Below are 17,181 nucleotides of genomic sequence, written 5' to 3'. Positions count from 1 at the left end.
TTTATTCCAATGCCAATTTCATTGCTCGTTTTGCCATTTCTGGAGACAAAAGAAAACCATGTCTATAAAATCCATTAATAGAAATACAATTACCATCTTTATGCACAGAAGGGAAGTTATCAGGATAACATGGACGAACACCAACGCCAGATTCAATAATTTCTGCTTCAGCAAAAGCAGGATGTAAAGTATAAGCCGCGTTGAGCAGTTCCATCATTGATCTCACTGAGATTGCACCATCAAAGTCACTTTCAATCATTGTTGCACCAATCATAAAAATATTATCTTGTCGAGGTACAATATAGAGAGGAAACCGTGGATGAAGAAGACGAATTGGACGCAAAATTTTAATATCGGTGCAGCGCACGAGAAGCATTTCGCCGCGCACGCCCCGTATATTTTTATCTTTTCCTAAACGTGCTATTCCTGTTGCATCAATAACAATATCAAAATTTGTTTCAGCCGTCTCTACATCAACAAAACACGCTCCATTGTTGAGAAGCTTTTCTTTTAAAGCCATAAGTGCTTTGCGAGGATCAATATGGGCTTCATTTTCATAAAAGAGCGCACAGTTAAAACGTTCCGCAAGATCTGGTTCAAGATGAGCTATTTCTATATTATCTATGGTTTTGTGATTATGCGTGCGTCCAGAAAACCGTTCAAGCTCTCCTCTATCTCGTGTAGGTGCAACCACTAAAGTGCCTTTTTGTATGACAAGGTTGGGAAGCGTTTTACGCCACCACTGTATAGCTTGTATACCAAGATCTTCAACAATCTGTTCCGCATTTTCTTTCTCACAGTAAGGTGCGAGCATTCCTCCTGCATACCAACTAGCACTTCCTATAGGAGAATGAGGGGGAGCTGATATAGTAACAGAAACACCTTTTTGCTGTAACATAAAGGCAACCGTTAAGCCGCCTACACCTGCACCTTTGATAAGAATGTTCTTCAACTGTTTACTTTCTCTTTTTGAGGAGGAACAATTTCCATATAAAGGTCACCATTTTTCTGATATTTCTCGGCCATGGCGATCATACCTTCCCCTTTTGTTTTTCTTATTGCTGCTGCCTCACGAATATCATGAGAAATACGCATAGAACAGAATTTTGGTCCACACATGGAACAAAAATGTACCAATTTATGGGCTTCTTTAGGCATTGTCTCATCATGAAAGGCACAGGCTGTTTCCGGATCAAGAGAAAGGTTGAATTGATCATGCCATCTAAAATCAAATCGTGCACGCGAAAGAGCATTATCGCGCAATTGTGCTCTAGGCAAACCTTTGGCAAGGTCAGCGGCATGAGCAGCAATTTTATAAGTGATCACACCAGTTTTTACGTCATTCCTATCGGGGAGTCCTAGGTGTTCTTTAGGTGTTACATAACACAACATAGCTGTTCCAAACCATCCAATCATAGCGGCACCAATTGCTGATGTAATATGATCATAACCAGGAGCAATGTCGGTTGTAAGAGGTCCCAAAGTATAAAAAGGCGCCTCGTGACAGAGATCTAATTGTTGCTCCATATTTTCTTTAATTTTGTGCATTGGGACATGCCCAGGACCTTCAATCATAACCTGTACATCTTTTTCCCAAGCAATTTTTGTCAATTCTCCCAAAGTTTTAAGCTCTGAAAATTGGGCTTCATCATTGGCATCGGCAATAGAGCCAGGGCGCAATCCATCCCCCAAGGAAAGAGAGATGTCATACGTGCGTGCAATATCACAAATTTCATCAAAATGTTCATAAAGAAAACTTTCTTTGTGATGATGCAAGCACCATTTTGCCATAATAGAACCACCTCGTGAAACAATACCTGTTACCCGATCAACGGTTAAAGGGATAAAAGGTAATCTTAATCCCGCATGAATGGTAAAATAATCAACACCTTGCTCTGCTTGTTCAATAAGGGTATCACGGAAAATATCCCATGTTAAGTTTTCGGCAATACCCTGTACTTTTTCGAGTGCTTGATAAAGTGGAACAGTCCCAATGGGAACAGGGGCATTTCGAATAATCCACTCACGAATATTATGAATATTTCGACCTGTTGAGAGATCCATAACTGTATCTGCTCCCCAGCGAATAGCCCAAACCATTTTATCAACTTCTTCTTCCATAGATGAAGTCACTGCTGAATTGCCAATATTGGCATTAATTTTAACACGAAAATTACGCCCAATAATCATGGGTTCGCACTCTGGATGATTAATGTTTTGTGGAATAATGGCGCGTCCACAAGCAATTTCATTGCGAACAAATTCGGCAGTATAAATTTCTGGTATTGATCCAGCAAATGTTTCATTTGATGGTACACTCTGCCGTTCTTTTACTGCTAATCCTTCATTTTCTCGTATAGCCACATATTCCATTTCCGCTGTAATAATGCCTGCGCGCGCATAAGCCATTTGTGTAATTGCTTTGCCATTTTTTGCTCGTAAAATGGGACGTTTTTGTTTAAATGTTGGTGTAAGGTTTTTATCAGAAGCCAATCCATTATCTTCAGGTTTTACTAATCGTGCAGGATAAGTTTCAGTATCATCCCGCTTAGAGAGCCAAGGCAAGCTAATTGCTGGCAAGCCTTTTGTAATATCAATGATCATATCTTTATCTGTGTAGGGGCCAGAAGTATCGTAGATGTTTAAAGGTTTTTCATCACTGCCATCAGTCAGTGAAATTTCACGCAATGGTACGCGCACATCAGAAAAGATAGGACTTTGTTGATAAATTTTGCGTGAAGCGGGAAAGGGGCTACAACTAATTGATGGAGTATTTTTCTGCACAAACTTTTTCCTTATAGACACAGAGTTCAAAAATAGGTTACGATGTTAATGGGGATGTATTCAAATTATCAATCACGAGTATTCGGATGAATAGGAATAGTATTGCTTTATAGCAAAGCAAACCCAATAAAGATCAAGAAAATTTATTTTGAAAAATTGATACAATATCTATTCTCATATTTGCATGCCTCCTCCCACTTAAAGTATTTTTGCTAATACGAATATGGTTGGCTTAAATATCTATATTGTCAATCATAAAAATATATTTAAACGATTTTGGTGTGTTTTTTAAGAGTGAAAATAGATATTATGAAGTGATAAACTGTGATATTGAAGCTTTTATAAACAAGAATAAAGTTAAAAACGGATTATCAAGGAAAAAGTAGATAGTTTATAGCTCTGATTGAGATTTTTTCATATTAAAATAATAACTCAGAATACTATAAGATTCTCTCATCATACATCTTTTCATATAAAATCACTTCCTTGCACGTCATAAGTGGGAGCATATGGGGCAAAATACTTGAAGAAAGGAAGCCAAAAGTCATTCATGAACATTCTCAGATGCGAGGACTATCGCAATGTGGGGGCCAACAAAATGTATGATGGGTTCCAGCTTGTATCTTCAAAAGCTTAAAGATGATGATCTGTAATAGCTTATCATTATATTTTGTGTGGGGCATTCTATTTTTCATGAGGGGATGTTCCCATTAAGAATGCGATAAACAAAAGCGTGAAACAATACCTAATCTTTATTATTAAAAATAATATTGCCTTGAATGTTTTAAAAATCGTAAAGCGGAATTAAAAAATGATGATGAAAATGAACAAAGGCTTTTCATCTTGAAATTTCATCAACACTTTTAAAGAGTTGGAAGAGAGAGGAAAGAAAAAGGATGTATCTCAGCATAAAGTACTACGTAAATTCATTAATTAGTTTGCAATAGAAATGCGCACAAAGCGCTGTGTTTTAGCTTAAGACGAGGCAAAAATTCATTTTCTGAGACATAAAGCTCTTTGTTTTCAAGGTAAAGTTATTCAATAGTCATGTGATATCATGCAACAATATTACAGATAAAAAATCATTAATTATATACAAAAAGCTTTCTAATTATAACGAAGTGCTCTTATTATTATAATAGAACAAGAGAAAAATTGAGTAAATTTTCATCAAAAAAATTTTTAAACACTAAAATAGGTAATAAATAAAACAAACGCAAACAAAGAATTATTATGATAATGATTAACAAAGCCAAAAACTAATTTTGGAATAAGTAGGGAATTATGAGGAGGAGTAACCAAATTCCCACTAATATTGCTATTATTAGCAATGTTACAATTGGTAGCCATATAAAAGCTGCAGCTATACAGGAAAAGATGATTGGTATACTCCAGAGATAGACAAATGTGTTAACAAGAGACTCATAGGTAAATTCGTTAGTGAGTTCTTTATCTACACTATTATAGCATTCTATAATCGCTTTGCATTGTCCCACTAATACCATAAAACTGGTTATGAACATTATGAAAGATATAAAAAACAGTTTATCTTTTAGATCTTGTAAAAAAATCATTTTTAAGTAGTGCACTTATACTAAATAATGAGGTAAACGCCGGAAAGAATAGAGAAGAGCACCAATAATTGCAAGATGTTGTTGAGAATGATTTATTATTCTTGCAAAAAAAATATACATATAATAATATATATAGAGATATGCTAAGTGCGGGAGGGGAGAATTTGATTACGGGGCGTTTAAAAAACAAGGGTATTGTTCATAAAAATTGGGGGAGGGTGCTAGGTTATGTTTTTTAATATTTTCCGGATTGGATACAACCTTCAGATTTGGTGAGGGTGTGTGGTGTTTCTTTAGTATTTCAAAGTATTTCATTTCCAGTTCAATGAAAGTGTGAAGAAATGTCCATATTGAATATATTTTCTATGGTGCATTTAGATTAGACAAAAGCTTGTTCAAAAAAACATTGGTGCTGACCTTGTAATACAATTTCAGGAATAAATTGAATAAAATATAACAAAGCATCTGCATGTGAATAAAAACATAATGAAGCATGCAACGAAGTTGAAGCTAACTTTTAAAATTTTAATACAAGTGATAGCCAAAAGATAGAGTTTTTTTGTTTTAAAATATCAACGCGATAGATTTAAACTATTGAAAAAAATAAAAAAAGATAATGTTTAAATCAGAAACTTTCTATGTGGATGATAAGTTATTACATTCGATAATGGTTGTATGAAATCCATAATAAGGAAAATTTTGAACAGTATTTATAAATTTTGCAACAAGATGCAAGATTTAAAAAATAATTATATAACAACAGCAAAGCAACAAAACAAGATATTAAGTAACATCAGATGAGGTGTTACATTACACATTAGAAGAGAAAACATTAATACTAATGTTATGAAAAGCATCTGGTGAATTTAGGTTATTAAATTGTAAGGAGTGAAGAGAGGTAAAATGCGTAAATACGGATGGTGCAGTGATTATGATGTACCAATCAACAGCGGCAGCACATTTTAGTGCACAGAACGAGAATTTGTTAAAAAAACTATGAAAATAATGGGGGATTTATAATGTCTAATATTTACGATTGGTCTCTAAAGGCTGATGAAAATGCTTATTCAGATAGTATCATTAATTGGGCAGAAGGTCAGCCGCCTAGTTCTGTTAATGATAGTGCACGGGCGATGATGCAGCGCGTGCGTGAATATCTTGCAGATAATGGTGGATCTATTAATTCAAGCTTTATAGTAAATGTGGAAGATAAAACAACATTAATTACCTTAAAGACAGTTTCGCCTATAAAGAAATACAACAATGATATCGTCATACGTTTTAAAGCTTGTGGTGTAAATATTGGCTCGACAAAAATAACTGTTAATAATATAGGAGAAAAGCTTATCTATAAAGCAACTGATGCGGGAGTTATACCATTAGAAGGTGGAGAATTTCAAACAGATGGCATTTATGAAATGGTATACAATAATGGTGTTTTAATAAAAGAGCATGAGGGGTGGTACTTATTAAATCCTACACCACCAAAGATAGAAAGTTTTCCCTCTGGATTTATTGCAACATTTGCTATGCAAAATGTGCCAAATGGTTGGCTTTTGTGTGATGGTAAGGTCTATAAGCGTGAAGATTATCCGCAGTTATTCAACGCAATAGGTGATAAATGGGGAAAAGACAGCAATAAAACTTTTAAAGTTCCTGATTTTAGAGGCATGTTTTTACGCGGCTTTGATAATGGTCGGGGTTTAGATAGTGGTAGAAAATTTGCAGATAAACAACAAGATAGCATAAAATCGCATACGCATATTGGGAGTATTGAAAATGCAGGCGAGCATACGCATAATTTTGAGTATCAAGGGGTAGGATGGCCAGTTGGTGATATTGGGAGACTACCAAATCATTATACCTATAATGCGACCCTGAAAGGGAGAACAGGTTCTGCTGGTGCACATACACACAAGGTAACTCTTTCCCATACGGGTGAGGCAGAAACGCGCCCTGTTAATGCAACCGTTGTCTATGCTATAAAATCATGAGTATGTTTGAGTAATAATAATCCATCCACCCTGATAATTTTGTTAACGCGGAGCAATTCCGCGTTATTTTCTAGCATATGAAGAGGAAATCTATACTGTTAATATGATACTTGAGAGAGTCAAAAAAACAATTTTTTAAAATGACAGATGACAAAAAAAGCTCATATAAAAATAAAAAAAATTCTTGAATATTTGCATGTTTTATTTTTCTATGGACTTTAGTTTTTAGATTGAAACCGATAGCTTAGAGATCTAATTTCATAGGAGGATGCCGTTTGAGGGAGTATAAATGGGATATCTTCTTTAGGTAATTCAGAAACGTTTAAAGAACAATGATAAACATCGCGGAGATTTTGTGTTGTCAAAACGTTAGTTGCATTTCCTTCGCAATAAACCTCTCCTTCCTTGAGCAAAATCATGTTATCTGCATAATGTGCTGCGAGATTGAGGTCATGAAGAACAGCAAGAACGCCGCCACCAGAATGGGCAAAATTTTTGGCAATATCCATAACAACAAGCTGGTGTTGGATGTCGAGGTTAGCAATAGGTTCATCTAATATCATCCAGCGAGGAATTCCATTATGAACAGGTTTCCAGATTTGGCAAAGGACACGAGCAAGTTGTACTCTAGCTTGTTCTCCGCCTGATAATTGGTGATAATATCGATCACTATAGTTAGCAAGACCAACGCATTCTAAAACCTTTTGGGTAAGGTTTTTCAATTCATCTTTTGCGATGGTGAATTGGTTCGCGGAGAGACCAAGTTCTACTACTTCATAGACTAAGAATGGAAATGCCAATGTTGTTGATTGTGGTAGCACAGCGCGCATGGTTGCCATTTCATGAGTTTTTGTTTGGCATACATTATAACCATTTAAGGTTATTTTTCCACTGTAGGGAATTTCTCCACTCAGTGCTTTGATAAAAGTACTTTTTCCTGATCCATTAGGACCAATAATAATGGTAAAAGCACCACTTTTAGCTTGAAGATTAATGTGTTTAAGAATCTGCTTCTTTCCGCGCTGAACACAAATATTTGTCGCTTCAATCATGAAAAGTCTGTTCCTCGTTTGCATATAAGGATCCATAGAAAGAAAGGTGCCCCAAAAAGTGCTGTTACAATTCCAATCGGCAATTCTGCGGGGGCAACAATTAAGCGTGCAAACGTATCAGCAAAAATAAGTAATGCTGCTCCCAAGAGAGCAGAGCAAGGAATGAGATAGCGATGATCAGGGCCAATGAGTTGACGTAAAATATGAGGAACAATAATACCAATAAAACCAATACCACCACTGACAGCAACAGCACTACCACACATAAGAGCAACAAGGGGAATAGCAATATTTTTAACGCGTTGAATATGGAAACCAATATGGCCAGCAACAGCTTCTCCAAGAGCAAGGGCATTAAGTGCTCGTGATAAAAAGGGAGAGAAAAGAAGACCAATAACGATGAAAGGGAGAACGAGCCATACTTTCAACCATGTAGCGCCCGCAAGAGAGCCAAGACTCCAAAAAGTGATATCACGGAGTTGTTGGTCATTTGCGATAAAAATCAATGTTCCAACAACTGCACTGCTTAATGCACCAAGAGCAATACCAGCAAGCAGCATGGTTGCAATAGAGGTAAAGCTATTATGCGTTGCTATTATGTAGAGAATAATCGTTGATAAAAGTCCACCAAAAAAAGCACCTATGATAACTTTGTAAGGCTCTAGAAAAGGTGTCAATGAAACAGGAAAAGCAATACCGACAACAATTGCTAAGACTGCTCCAAGTCCAGCACCTGCTGATACGCCTATAATTCCAGGATCTGCAAGAGGATTACGGAAAAGCCCTTGCATAAGAACACCAGAGACAGCTAAAGCTGCTCCAATCAACAATCCAAAGATAACACGGGGAAGCCTTATGTCGATAAGCACGAGGTAATCACGCGTTTTACTACTTACTGAAAAATCTTGTGTAAGCATTACATGGAGGAGATCAACGAAAGAAACCTTTGCAGCACCATTCAAGAGCCCACCAAAAATACTGAAGATAAGGAATATTATTAAGCTTAATAATAAAATCCTCCCCTGCTTTGAACGGTTTATTTTTTTACCTTCTTTTGCTTCAGGTAAATGCATCATGGATGTACCGTCTACCATTTTTATCAGCTCTTACCGTTTTGATTTGCACCATAAAGTATCTCAATAAGCTCTCTTGATGCGTCTGCAGTGCGTGGACCAAATCCTAAAAAATACATAGCATCCATCTGTTTTATGGCATGATTTTTTGCTGCTGTTGTTGCTTGAACTGCCGGTATGGCTAAAATCTTATCAATGCTGGTTGATCTTGCACCATGTTTTACAAGTAAGATAACATCAGGATCTGATTTCAATAACGCTTCGCCATTGAGAAGTTTATATCCTTTATAATCGGTGATAGCATTGATAGCACCTGAAAGTTTTATCATACTATCAGCTGCAGTACCTGTTCCAGATGCCATGACGCGTCCATTTTGCACAGAGAAAACAAAAAGAACACGCTTTGGTGTTGTTACTTTCGCCAAAAGCGCATCGTTTTCTAAAAAATTACGCTTCAATTTTTCAATTAACGCAGCCGCTTGCACTTCTCGATGAATAGCTTGGCCAACGAGGCGAATCTTTTCTATCACATTTTCACGGGAGTAGTCTTCTGGTATGATCACCAGAGGTATTGATGTTTTTTTGAGAATATCAATTGTTGAAGCAGGACCGCTTCCTTCAACAAGTAATATGCCCTCTGGAGCAAGTGATAAAACACCCTCAGGTGAAAGAGCACGCATATATCCAAGCACAGGAAGCTTGAGCGCTTCTTGTGGGTAGACGCTTGTACTATCACGGGCGATAAGTTGATCTTGGGCTCCCAATGCATAGACAATTTCTGTAAGTGCTCCGCCGATAGAAACAATTCGAGCATTTTCAGGAAAACGGGTTGTGGGTTCAGCAATCACTTGTTTAGAAAAACAGGTAAGAGAGAGCAGTAAACACATAAGGAAAAGGTTTGATAACCTATGCAAAAGAGATATGAACATGTCTGACCTTACCTTATCTTAGTTACTGCTGTTTTCTTGACGCGATGGTAAACCATTCAATAAAGAGCGCCAATCTTCACGTTCTTTTTGGCCCTCCTTGCGTACGCCAAAGAATTGAATAATCATCTCATCATCTTTATCGAAAACTTCAAGTGAGTTGACATACCCATCAATTGTAGGTTTGCGAACACGCCATACCTTCTTGATTCCAGAAACGAGTAAATGGAGGTGAAATTTCTGATCGAGAACATTAAGCCAAGGTCCCATTTGCTTAATGTTCTTTACTTGCCCAGTGAAAATTTGGATACATCCTTTATTTCCAACAAAACACATAATTGGTAACTCTTCTTGTGCAACTTGTTTGAGCATCATCTCAACAGCTTCTATTTTTAACTCATCGGCAAATTCATTTCCGGCATGTTTTACAGCATTATGTCGATTAATTTTCAGTTCAGAAATAATTCCATGAAGTTGATGCACATCAGTCATCTGTCGCCAACGATCTCGGAACTTTTCAACATCTAACTTTGCCGTATCACATTGTACTGGAGTAGGAGCGGGAGAAATATCAAGTGCGGATGATTGATCGTCATGAAGCAACTTTTCAACAAGTGCAGCCCATTCTTCCATATTTGTTGCGTCTTGAGAATAGAGTTTGAAAATAGCAATGCCATATTGATCAAAAAATTGCAGACTTTTCATAGGTGTTCCGAGAATAGTCACGTCATGCTCGAAACCAAACTTCCACTGTTTTGAAAAAATACGCAAGTCAATTTCACCGAGTGTTATCGGAATATGCTGACTTTGAACAATCTTCTCAAAACATCCTGTTATTTCATGGACAGCATTTTCATTCCGTGTTAATGCCATGACTATTCCAAGTTTAGGAGCATTTTCCAAGAGAGTAGCGACATCAGCGCGTAGTTTTTTTGCTTTTCCAATTGTACAATAAGCCGCAATGAGTTCTGCTTCGGATATACCAATAGAGTCCGCGAAATCGCGGCTACGCATCTCTTTTTTTTCTTCACGCAAGCGAATAATCATTTCGGCTGTGTATGACATGGGCTTATCCTTATGTTACCTGTTTAAAGGTTAATTGTTTAATTTTTCAAATCAAAAAAAGTAAGTCGAACCACTATCAACTAATGGTTCAACCCACCACCAAATAAGCCCTTATTTTATCAACAGTAGAACAATAAAAACCGATAAATTACAAAGAGTTAAAGCGCTAACATCAAAATTTGTTGTTCAAAGGACAATGAGAACAGAAACGCAATAATTTATTCTTTACCGATATAACCTTTTTCATTGATCTAATGGTTAACAAAAGTGACTAAAATTTTTGCACGAACGAAACTTTAAAGTTGCGACCAGGCTGACTATAATAATCCTTCGGCGTTGAGCTTTCACCGGAAGGAAGATCTGATACATTCCAATATTTTTGATTGAACAGATTATAAACACCAGCCCTTATAACAGGACCCTTTTCACCAAAGGGCTTCAACCAACCTGACACATCAATAATATTATAACCTGGAATTTTTTGATAGTCCGATTCCTTAGCAACTTTATCACGTTTGGCAGATGAGGTAAGCACGACGTCTGCTCCCCAGATTTCTTTTGCATATCCGATCCCAGCAATCACTTTTAAAGCTGGAATTGAGTTAAGATATTCATCTTTATCAAGATCCTTTCCTTGCGAATAGGTAAGAGAAAAATTGCTATGGAATCCATCATTAAGAGCCAAATGTATTTTTGCTTCAGCACCATAAATACGCACATTCGCACGATTTGTATAATGGCGACGTCCCAATCGGTATTCCTCTGATGGCCCTATATCCACAGTATCTATGAAGTCCTTGTATTGATTGAAAAAGGCACTGAGTGAACCACCGAAATTTCCATTTCCATACCTTATGCCAACATCATACCCATTGCTCGTTTCTGCTTTTAGATCAGGGTTGCCCTTCGAGTAATAAGCAGGGGGTTTCATATAAGAGACGTAAAGTTCTGCAACACGTGGTGCACGAAAAGCCTGTGCCCATTGAGCATAGAGCGTTACTTGATCACGAACATCCCACTCCACACGTAATTTGGGAGAAAAACGTGAACCATTTCTTTCTGGAGGAAATTTGTCAGAAAGCAGAGCTTTCTCATAAGAAGACGTTTTCTGAGGGATATACTTATACCAATCATAACGAATTCCAGGTGTTATACGGAAATGGTTATCAGCAAAGCCAATTTCATCTTCAAAAACAAAACCCAAATTATAGCCATTTGTATCTGGTGAATCTGACCGATTAGCGGGTACAAAGAGGCACCCCCGTGCATTTTCCGGCAAGTGACAATTATCTTTCCCGAACAAATAATGATGAAACTTAGATGACACGACATTAGCGGCAAGCTTTAACGTATGATCTACAGTGCCAATATGAACTTTCTTGAGAGCATCAGCATTGAAACCATAATTGGTATTACGCAAAAAATTATCTCTCAAAAAATCCCCTTTGGGTGCCGAAACACGAAATGAAGTCGTAATATCATGACTTGACTGTCTTTGCCAATAAATCTGTCCACGAAACGCATCAAAAATAGCATCTTCATTGCCGTTATAGTCATAAGAAAGAGAAAAGCGTTCACGGAGTTTGTCGTCCTTCTCATAAACGGAACCAGGGGCATATCTGTCAGAAGCATTCAATAAATGTGTATCAATATTGTGACCAAAACGCTCTGCTGTAAAACCAAGCCGGTGATTGTCATCAAGGTATTGGTGAATTTTAAAGAGCAAATTATTTTGGTCAAAATGAGCAGGGTTTTTACGTGTGCGCTCTTCATAGCCTTCTAGAGTTCCCATATTTTTGCGCTCATGACCTTCCGCATAAGAACCTTGGAAAAGCAAAAACGTTTGTTGAGCACGCATTGCAACAGCTTGATCTACGTGCCAACTATTATCAACAGAATGATAACCACCTCTTATAAGACCACCCCAATTTTTTCCTTCTGTGATAAGATCTTCAGGATCAAGGGTACGCAACGCAACAACTCCTCCTAGTGCACCAGAGCCATAAAGACTAGAATCCGATCCCTGAATAACATCAAGTGTGGAAAGCGCACTAAAGTCAAACATTGTGTTACCACTGTTCTCACGCAATATATCATTGAACCATGGAAGAACAATACCATCCATTGTTGTGAGAACACGGTTTGCTTCTAAACCACGCATGACAAAACTGTTATTGCTTGGGTTATACCCCACGGTTGGATAAAGACGACTAATATCATAGGCATCAGTTATTTGCTTCTCACGAATATCCTTCGCGGTTTTTCGATCTGTCAAAATAGTGACCGAATCCAAGGCCGTTCCTATTTTTTTCTCTTCAATAACAATTGGTTTGAGTTCAGTGACAGCACCTCCATCTTTATTTCGTGCAAAAACAAATGAAGGCATACAGACCGATAATGCACTTAAAATCACACAGCTTTTATAGATATTTTTTCGTCTTATTTGCATAACACATCACAACCTTTTTAAACATCCCCTCTCTGTTTTGAAATTTTACTTACATACAAAAAGGCTGGACCCGCTGATTAAAACTTGCCAGCCAAGCAGAAATGATTTTGCCAACAAGACAAAATCACTAGAAAACCATATTAAACATGACAAAATCAGTCAAGAAAAAAGTTGCAATTTCAAAATAGCCTGTTTTAATGAGATTGAACACCAATATTAAGCTTAAAATAGTGGCAGAAGAAATGATGAATTTTGCAAATACGACGCAATTATTAACTCTTTGGATTGGTGCATTTGTTGGAGCTTTATTTTTGCATGTATTATTGGGAGCGCAATTTTATTTTCAAAGTACGGGTGTAGGTAATGGCTTGCTCTCGTCGGAGATTGAGCTGACTTTTGTGCAAGAAACTGTCTATCCGGATGTTGATACAGATTTGTCAGATATTCATACAGAGTCGGATATTAATACAGAGCCAAAAGTATTACAGTCTGATCTTTTAGAGCAGGAGTCAGAGGAATTGGAATCCGTGGATGAAGTTCAATCGGAAGAACCTCAGCATATGATAGAACAAGATGACTTAAAGTCTTTGGAAGAACCCCTTCCTCAAAAAGTGGAACATAAAGCGTTTATCAAAAAAACAATACCGATGCCAAAGGCTGTAGTAAAGCGCTCCAATGCAAAGGCGGTACGTTCTTCTTCCACCAACAAGGGCGTCGGTACGGCAGGGCTTGAAGATATGTTGTTAATGGAGTGGTTAGCAAAGGTACAGTCACAATTAGAAAGGCAAAAAAATTATATTGTGGGACAGCGTACCAGTCGTGCAAAAGGAACGGTGAAGTTAGAATTTATGGTGCATGAGCAGGGGAGTATTTTTTCTAGTCGTGTGGCAGTCTCTGCTGGTAATCCGGAACTTGATCGATTAGCGATGGCGGCACTTCAACGCGTTGGTTCTTTTCCACCACCACCACTATCAAAAGTGAATAAAATAATCAGAGTATCCCTGATATTTAGCTGATTTTTTATATAGGGCGCTTATTCTTATAATATATTGATTTATAATAATTATTTATAATTTTAACAAAAGTTAAAATATAGTTCGTTCGATTTTTTTGACGTTGTATCAATCAAAACCATTCGCTTACTTATGACACAAGTTGAGGGGGAGCATGGATATAAAACTTCTAAAAAGCAGTGAATATATTTCTTATGAATGCTCTAAATGAAAGGGCTGTTACAACATTGGGAGTTAAGGGATGATAGAGCTATAGCTTTTATTCAGTAAAGGTTAATCGTGTCTCATCGATTTTTATACCATTCGTGAGAGGATTTTCGTAAATACTTTTCAGATACACCGTTGTGAAATGGCCTTAGAAACATTAAAATAAAACAAGAATATAAATAAGAAAAACATACTATTTTGAGATGCTCTGTTTTGTGTGAAGGATGTGAGCTTATATGTAAAAATGGGGGAAAAAAGCAAAGCTTTATCTTCATCATTAAAAGATATTGACATATTTAAAAGTCGTAAACCCGAATGAAAAGGGAAGGGGTAGAAGAGAATTGTTTGTCTTTAAAGCTTTCTAACTCAATGAGTCTGTCTTTCTGTTATTAGAGATAATCCAAACGATATACATAATAACGTACTCTTATTTGGTATAGAAATGTTATAAGCAGAACAAAATAGTCTTAAAATATGCTGTTGTACAAGATTTGAATATTGACACTAATAAGCAACAGTAAAAAAATGACCTATTTGTAATCATCTATGATATTGTCGTTTATGTTGAGAAGAAATGAACTATTTGTACAACATGTTGATTTATAATGATAATTTATCATTTTGTGTTTGAAATAAAAGATCTGAATAGCGTAGGGTTTTCTCATTTCGAATTTATTGATACTGAATCAATTAAAATTACTTGCTTATATATATCATAAGCAGGTTGGTATGTGGGTATTATTTAAAAAGGAATAAAAACACTTCTTATGAACACTTTCAAATACTATTTGGGAAGTTAAGGCATATCATTTCCGTCGACCAGAAAGCAGGTCGGTTTTTATATCTATTTTCCCAGTGAGTCTTGCTTTGTAGACACCATAATTTTCCATGACACGCATCACGTAATTACGTGTTTCTGTATAAGGAATACGCTCAATCCAATCAATGACGTTATCGAGAGATTGTCCTCGAGGATCGCCATAACGTTTTATCCATTCATTGACTCGACGGGGACCCGCATTATAGCCAATAAGAGTTAGTATATAGGATCCATTAAAACGTTCCAATTGTTCATTGAGAAAATGGGCACCTAATGTTGCATTATAATGAGCATCACTGCTAAATTTTTTAGGAGACCATGCGATTGAGTATTTTTTTGCCAATGCTTTTGCTGTTCTAGGAAGCAATTGGAGTATACCTTGTGCGCCTGCTTTTGATATGGCTGTTGGATTAAATTCGCTTTCTTGGCGTGCAATGGCATAGATAAGCGATTTTTCTTCTACAGAAATATTAGTAGAAGCTGGTATAGCTCCCAGAGGATGAGAGAGTGCACCGACATTTTTTCCCTGAAAAACAGCCATTTTTCCAATTTTGAGGCTGGTATAATAGTCTCCATTTTTTTCTGCCATAACAGCCAGAAGGGCTAATTCGCCGGGGCTTTCTATTTTTTTTCCGAGCTCTCTATAAAAAATTTTAGCAAAATCAGCATAGCCGGCTGCTTCAAGACGTTGAATTGCTTTGATCGCTTTTCGTGCACTAAAATGTTGTCGCTCAGCGGTTGTTGGTTTGGGAAAGAAAACTTTAAGCTTTTTTTGGTTGAGTCGTGCAGCGGCTAATTGACCATAGTAAGTTGCACCAAAATGAGCTGCGCGATGAAAGTAATGCTGGGCATTTTTATGTTCTTCTAGCGTTTCTGCTGTTCGTCCCATCCAGTAATATCCACGTGATGCAGAAAAAGGTGAAGAAGAGAGTTGAGGAATACGTGAAAAATGCTGCATTGCCAATTTAGGGTTATGAAGAAACCGTAGTGCGTACCATCCTGCATGAAACTCAGCATCGATAGCTAATGCAGATGTTATACCAGTGTGCATTGCAACGAGTTGGTAAGCAATTTTTGGTTTATTTAAATCGAGCATTTCACGAGAAAGGGCGCGTTGTTCTTTCCACAATGAATGAGGGTTCATAAGGCGGAATGCATCTTTTGATGTTTTCATCATGAGTGCTGCGGCTGCATTATATTGCTCTGTTCGTCGAAGATGGCGTATTCGAGCAAACTGAAAAAGAGGATCTTTTTGCCATGATCTCTCTACAGCTTTTAATTTTTGTGTAGCTCTAGGGTCATTTTTTTCAACGGCCACAAAAGCATCAAAAAGAGATTGAGCATGGGCTAATTTTGCAACGCGTGCTGCTGAATCAAAACGATATGCATACAGCATAAATTGCATGCGTTTCAAATGATCAATAGGTTTTAATGCAACGCTTGCATTTTTAAGAACAAATGTTTCTTCTTTTGCATTAAGCTGTGTCTTATGCCACCACGGTGCAATAACGTGTTGAGCACGAGTGGTTTGTCCCGTTGCGATAAGTGCTTTAGCGAAGAGAGCCATTCCTTGCGCTGTTTGGGGCGGGTGATGAGAAAATTTTTGGATGATTGCGCGTGAGACGTTGGTTTCGTTAAGAAAAGCACGTTCAGCATTGCGTTGCATCGTTTCTATACCGGGCCATCCTTTTAGCATGTTGATTGCATTAAATATTTCAGAACTTGGTATATTAGCTTTGTTTGATATCCCCAGCGCCCATGTCAAAATATGACGATCAAGGCTATGTTTTTCCATTGAATTACGAAGATTTATTGTTTTTGCAATATTGTTGTTTGCTAGTGCATCTAGCCCAGCTTTCAGTTGCTGAAGTGTAGCAGTATTGTGTGATGTCGTGTGTATCTGTTGAAGAGGCTCTTGAGCTCCTTTTTCGGTAAAGGGAGTAGGGCGCACCAAAGGGATTGGCGCTTTCCCGTGCAAAAGAGGTGTTTGCGCGGATGCACTTGAAAATAAAATTCTTATTGCCAGTATAAGTGCAGTAAAGGTTGATACGAAAAGAGAGGTGGAAAATACACGCATAGAGAAAAGACCTTGAGACCTTGCTTTTTGTAAAAACTTAAGGATTTATAGAACACAAGCATGAAAAACGCGTTAATATAGACGGTTTATTTTAAATAAATGTGCAACATTTAAGGAGGGACATTTTCATCTTATGAGGGCTTTTTT

Annotated in this window: 11 protein-coding genes; 3 read left to right on the top strand and 8 right to left on the bottom strand. The window is 37.2% G+C overall.

What is annotated here, in order from left to right; genetic code table 11:
- Position 1: 1 nt before the first annotated feature.
- On the bottom strand, positions 2 to 952 hold the full coding sequence (locus tag ACFIKB_RS03885) for an FAD-dependent oxidoreductase (RefSeq protein WP_375635700.1): 951 nt from the start codon (positions 950 to 952) through the stop codon (positions 2 to 4).
- The gene (gene thiC / locus ACFIKB_RS03880; RefSeq protein WP_375652871.1) at positions 949 to 2,784 is read right to left on the bottom strand and encodes a phosphomethylpyrimidine synthase ThiC; all 1,836 of its coding nucleotides are present in this window, start codon (positions 2,782 to 2,784) and stop codon (positions 949 to 951) included. The genes ACFIKB_RS03885 and thiC overlap by 4 nt, the downstream gene beginning before the upstream one ends.
- Before the next feature lie 1,642 nt (positions 2,785 to 4,426).
- On the opposite strand from thiC, the gene ACFIKB_RS03875 reads away from it, so the two are divergent.
- Both ACFIKB_RS03875 and ACFIKB_RS03870 read left to right on the top strand, forming a co-directional pair.
- Positions 4,427 to 4,597, top strand: a complete 171-nt coding sequence (locus tag ACFIKB_RS03875; RefSeq protein ID WP_155914971.1) for a hypothetical protein — start codon at positions 4,427 to 4,429, stop codon at positions 4,595 to 4,597.
- Between the two features lie 780 nt (positions 4,598 to 5,377).
- Positions 5,378 to 6,352, top strand: coding sequence for a tail fiber protein (locus tag ACFIKB_RS03870; protein ID WP_375652870.1), 975 nt, complete (start codon positions 5,378 to 5,380; stop codon positions 6,350 to 6,352).
- 218 nt (positions 6,353 to 6,570) lie between these two features.
- On the opposite strand, the gene ACFIKB_RS03865 is transcribed toward ACFIKB_RS03870, so the two are convergent.
- From ACFIKB_RS03865 to ACFIKB_RS03845, 5 genes are all read right to left on the bottom strand, one after another.
- A complete protein-coding gene (locus ACFIKB_RS03865) occupies positions 6,571 to 7,404 on the bottom strand; it encodes a heme ABC transporter ATP-binding protein (RefSeq protein WP_375652869.1) in 834 nt (277 codons plus the stop codon).
- Complete coding sequence (locus tag ACFIKB_RS03860) at positions 7,401 to 8,498, bottom strand: FecCD family ABC transporter permease (RefSeq protein WP_375652868.1); 1,098 nt, start codon at positions 8,496 to 8,498, stop codon at positions 7,401 to 7,403. The genes ACFIKB_RS03865 and ACFIKB_RS03860 overlap by 4 nt, the downstream gene beginning before the upstream one ends.
- 5 nt (positions 8,499 to 8,503) lie before the next feature.
- Positions 8,504 to 9,406 (bottom strand): hemin ABC transporter substrate-binding protein, encoded by a 903-nt coding sequence (locus ACFIKB_RS03855; protein WP_375644885.1) that lies wholly within the window; start codon positions 9,404 to 9,406, stop codon positions 8,504 to 8,506.
- A gap of 18 nt (positions 9,407 to 9,424) precedes the next feature.
- On the bottom strand, positions 9,425 to 10,468 hold the full coding sequence (locus ACFIKB_RS03850) for a hemin-degrading factor (RefSeq protein ID WP_375652866.1): 1,044 nt from the start codon (positions 10,466 to 10,468) through the stop codon (positions 9,425 to 9,427).
- Positions 10,469 to 10,739: 271 nt separating this feature from the next.
- A complete protein-coding gene (locus ACFIKB_RS03845) occupies positions 10,740 to 12,917 on the bottom strand; it encodes a TonB-dependent hemoglobin/transferrin/lactoferrin family receptor (protein ID WP_375644887.1) in 2,178 nt (725 codons plus the stop codon).
- A gap of 245 nt (positions 12,918 to 13,162) precedes the next feature.
- Here ACFIKB_RS03845 and ACFIKB_RS03840 point away from each other — a divergent pair, with 245 nt between their 5' ends.
- A complete protein-coding gene (locus ACFIKB_RS03840) occupies positions 13,163 to 13,933 on the top strand; it encodes an energy transducer TonB (RefSeq protein WP_375652930.1) in 771 nt (256 codons plus the stop codon).
- 1,010 nt (positions 13,934 to 14,943) lie between these two features.
- Here the strand turns inward: ACFIKB_RS03840 and ACFIKB_RS03835 are convergent.
- The gene (locus ACFIKB_RS03835; protein WP_375652865.1) at positions 14,944 to 17,034 is read right to left on the bottom strand and encodes a lytic transglycosylase domain-containing protein; all 2,091 of its coding nucleotides are present in this window, start codon (positions 17,032 to 17,034) and stop codon (positions 14,944 to 14,946) included.
- Positions 17,035 to 17,181: the final 147 nt, after the last annotated feature.

The organism is Bartonella sp. MR110HLJHH (assembly GCF_042194225.1).
Taxonomy (GTDB): Bacteria; Pseudomonadota; Alphaproteobacteria; order Rhizobiales; family Rhizobiaceae; genus Bartonella; species Bartonella grahamii.
The sequence above is the reverse complement of the archived record's forward strand: the minus strand, read 5'-3'. Positions and strand labels throughout refer to the sequence as shown.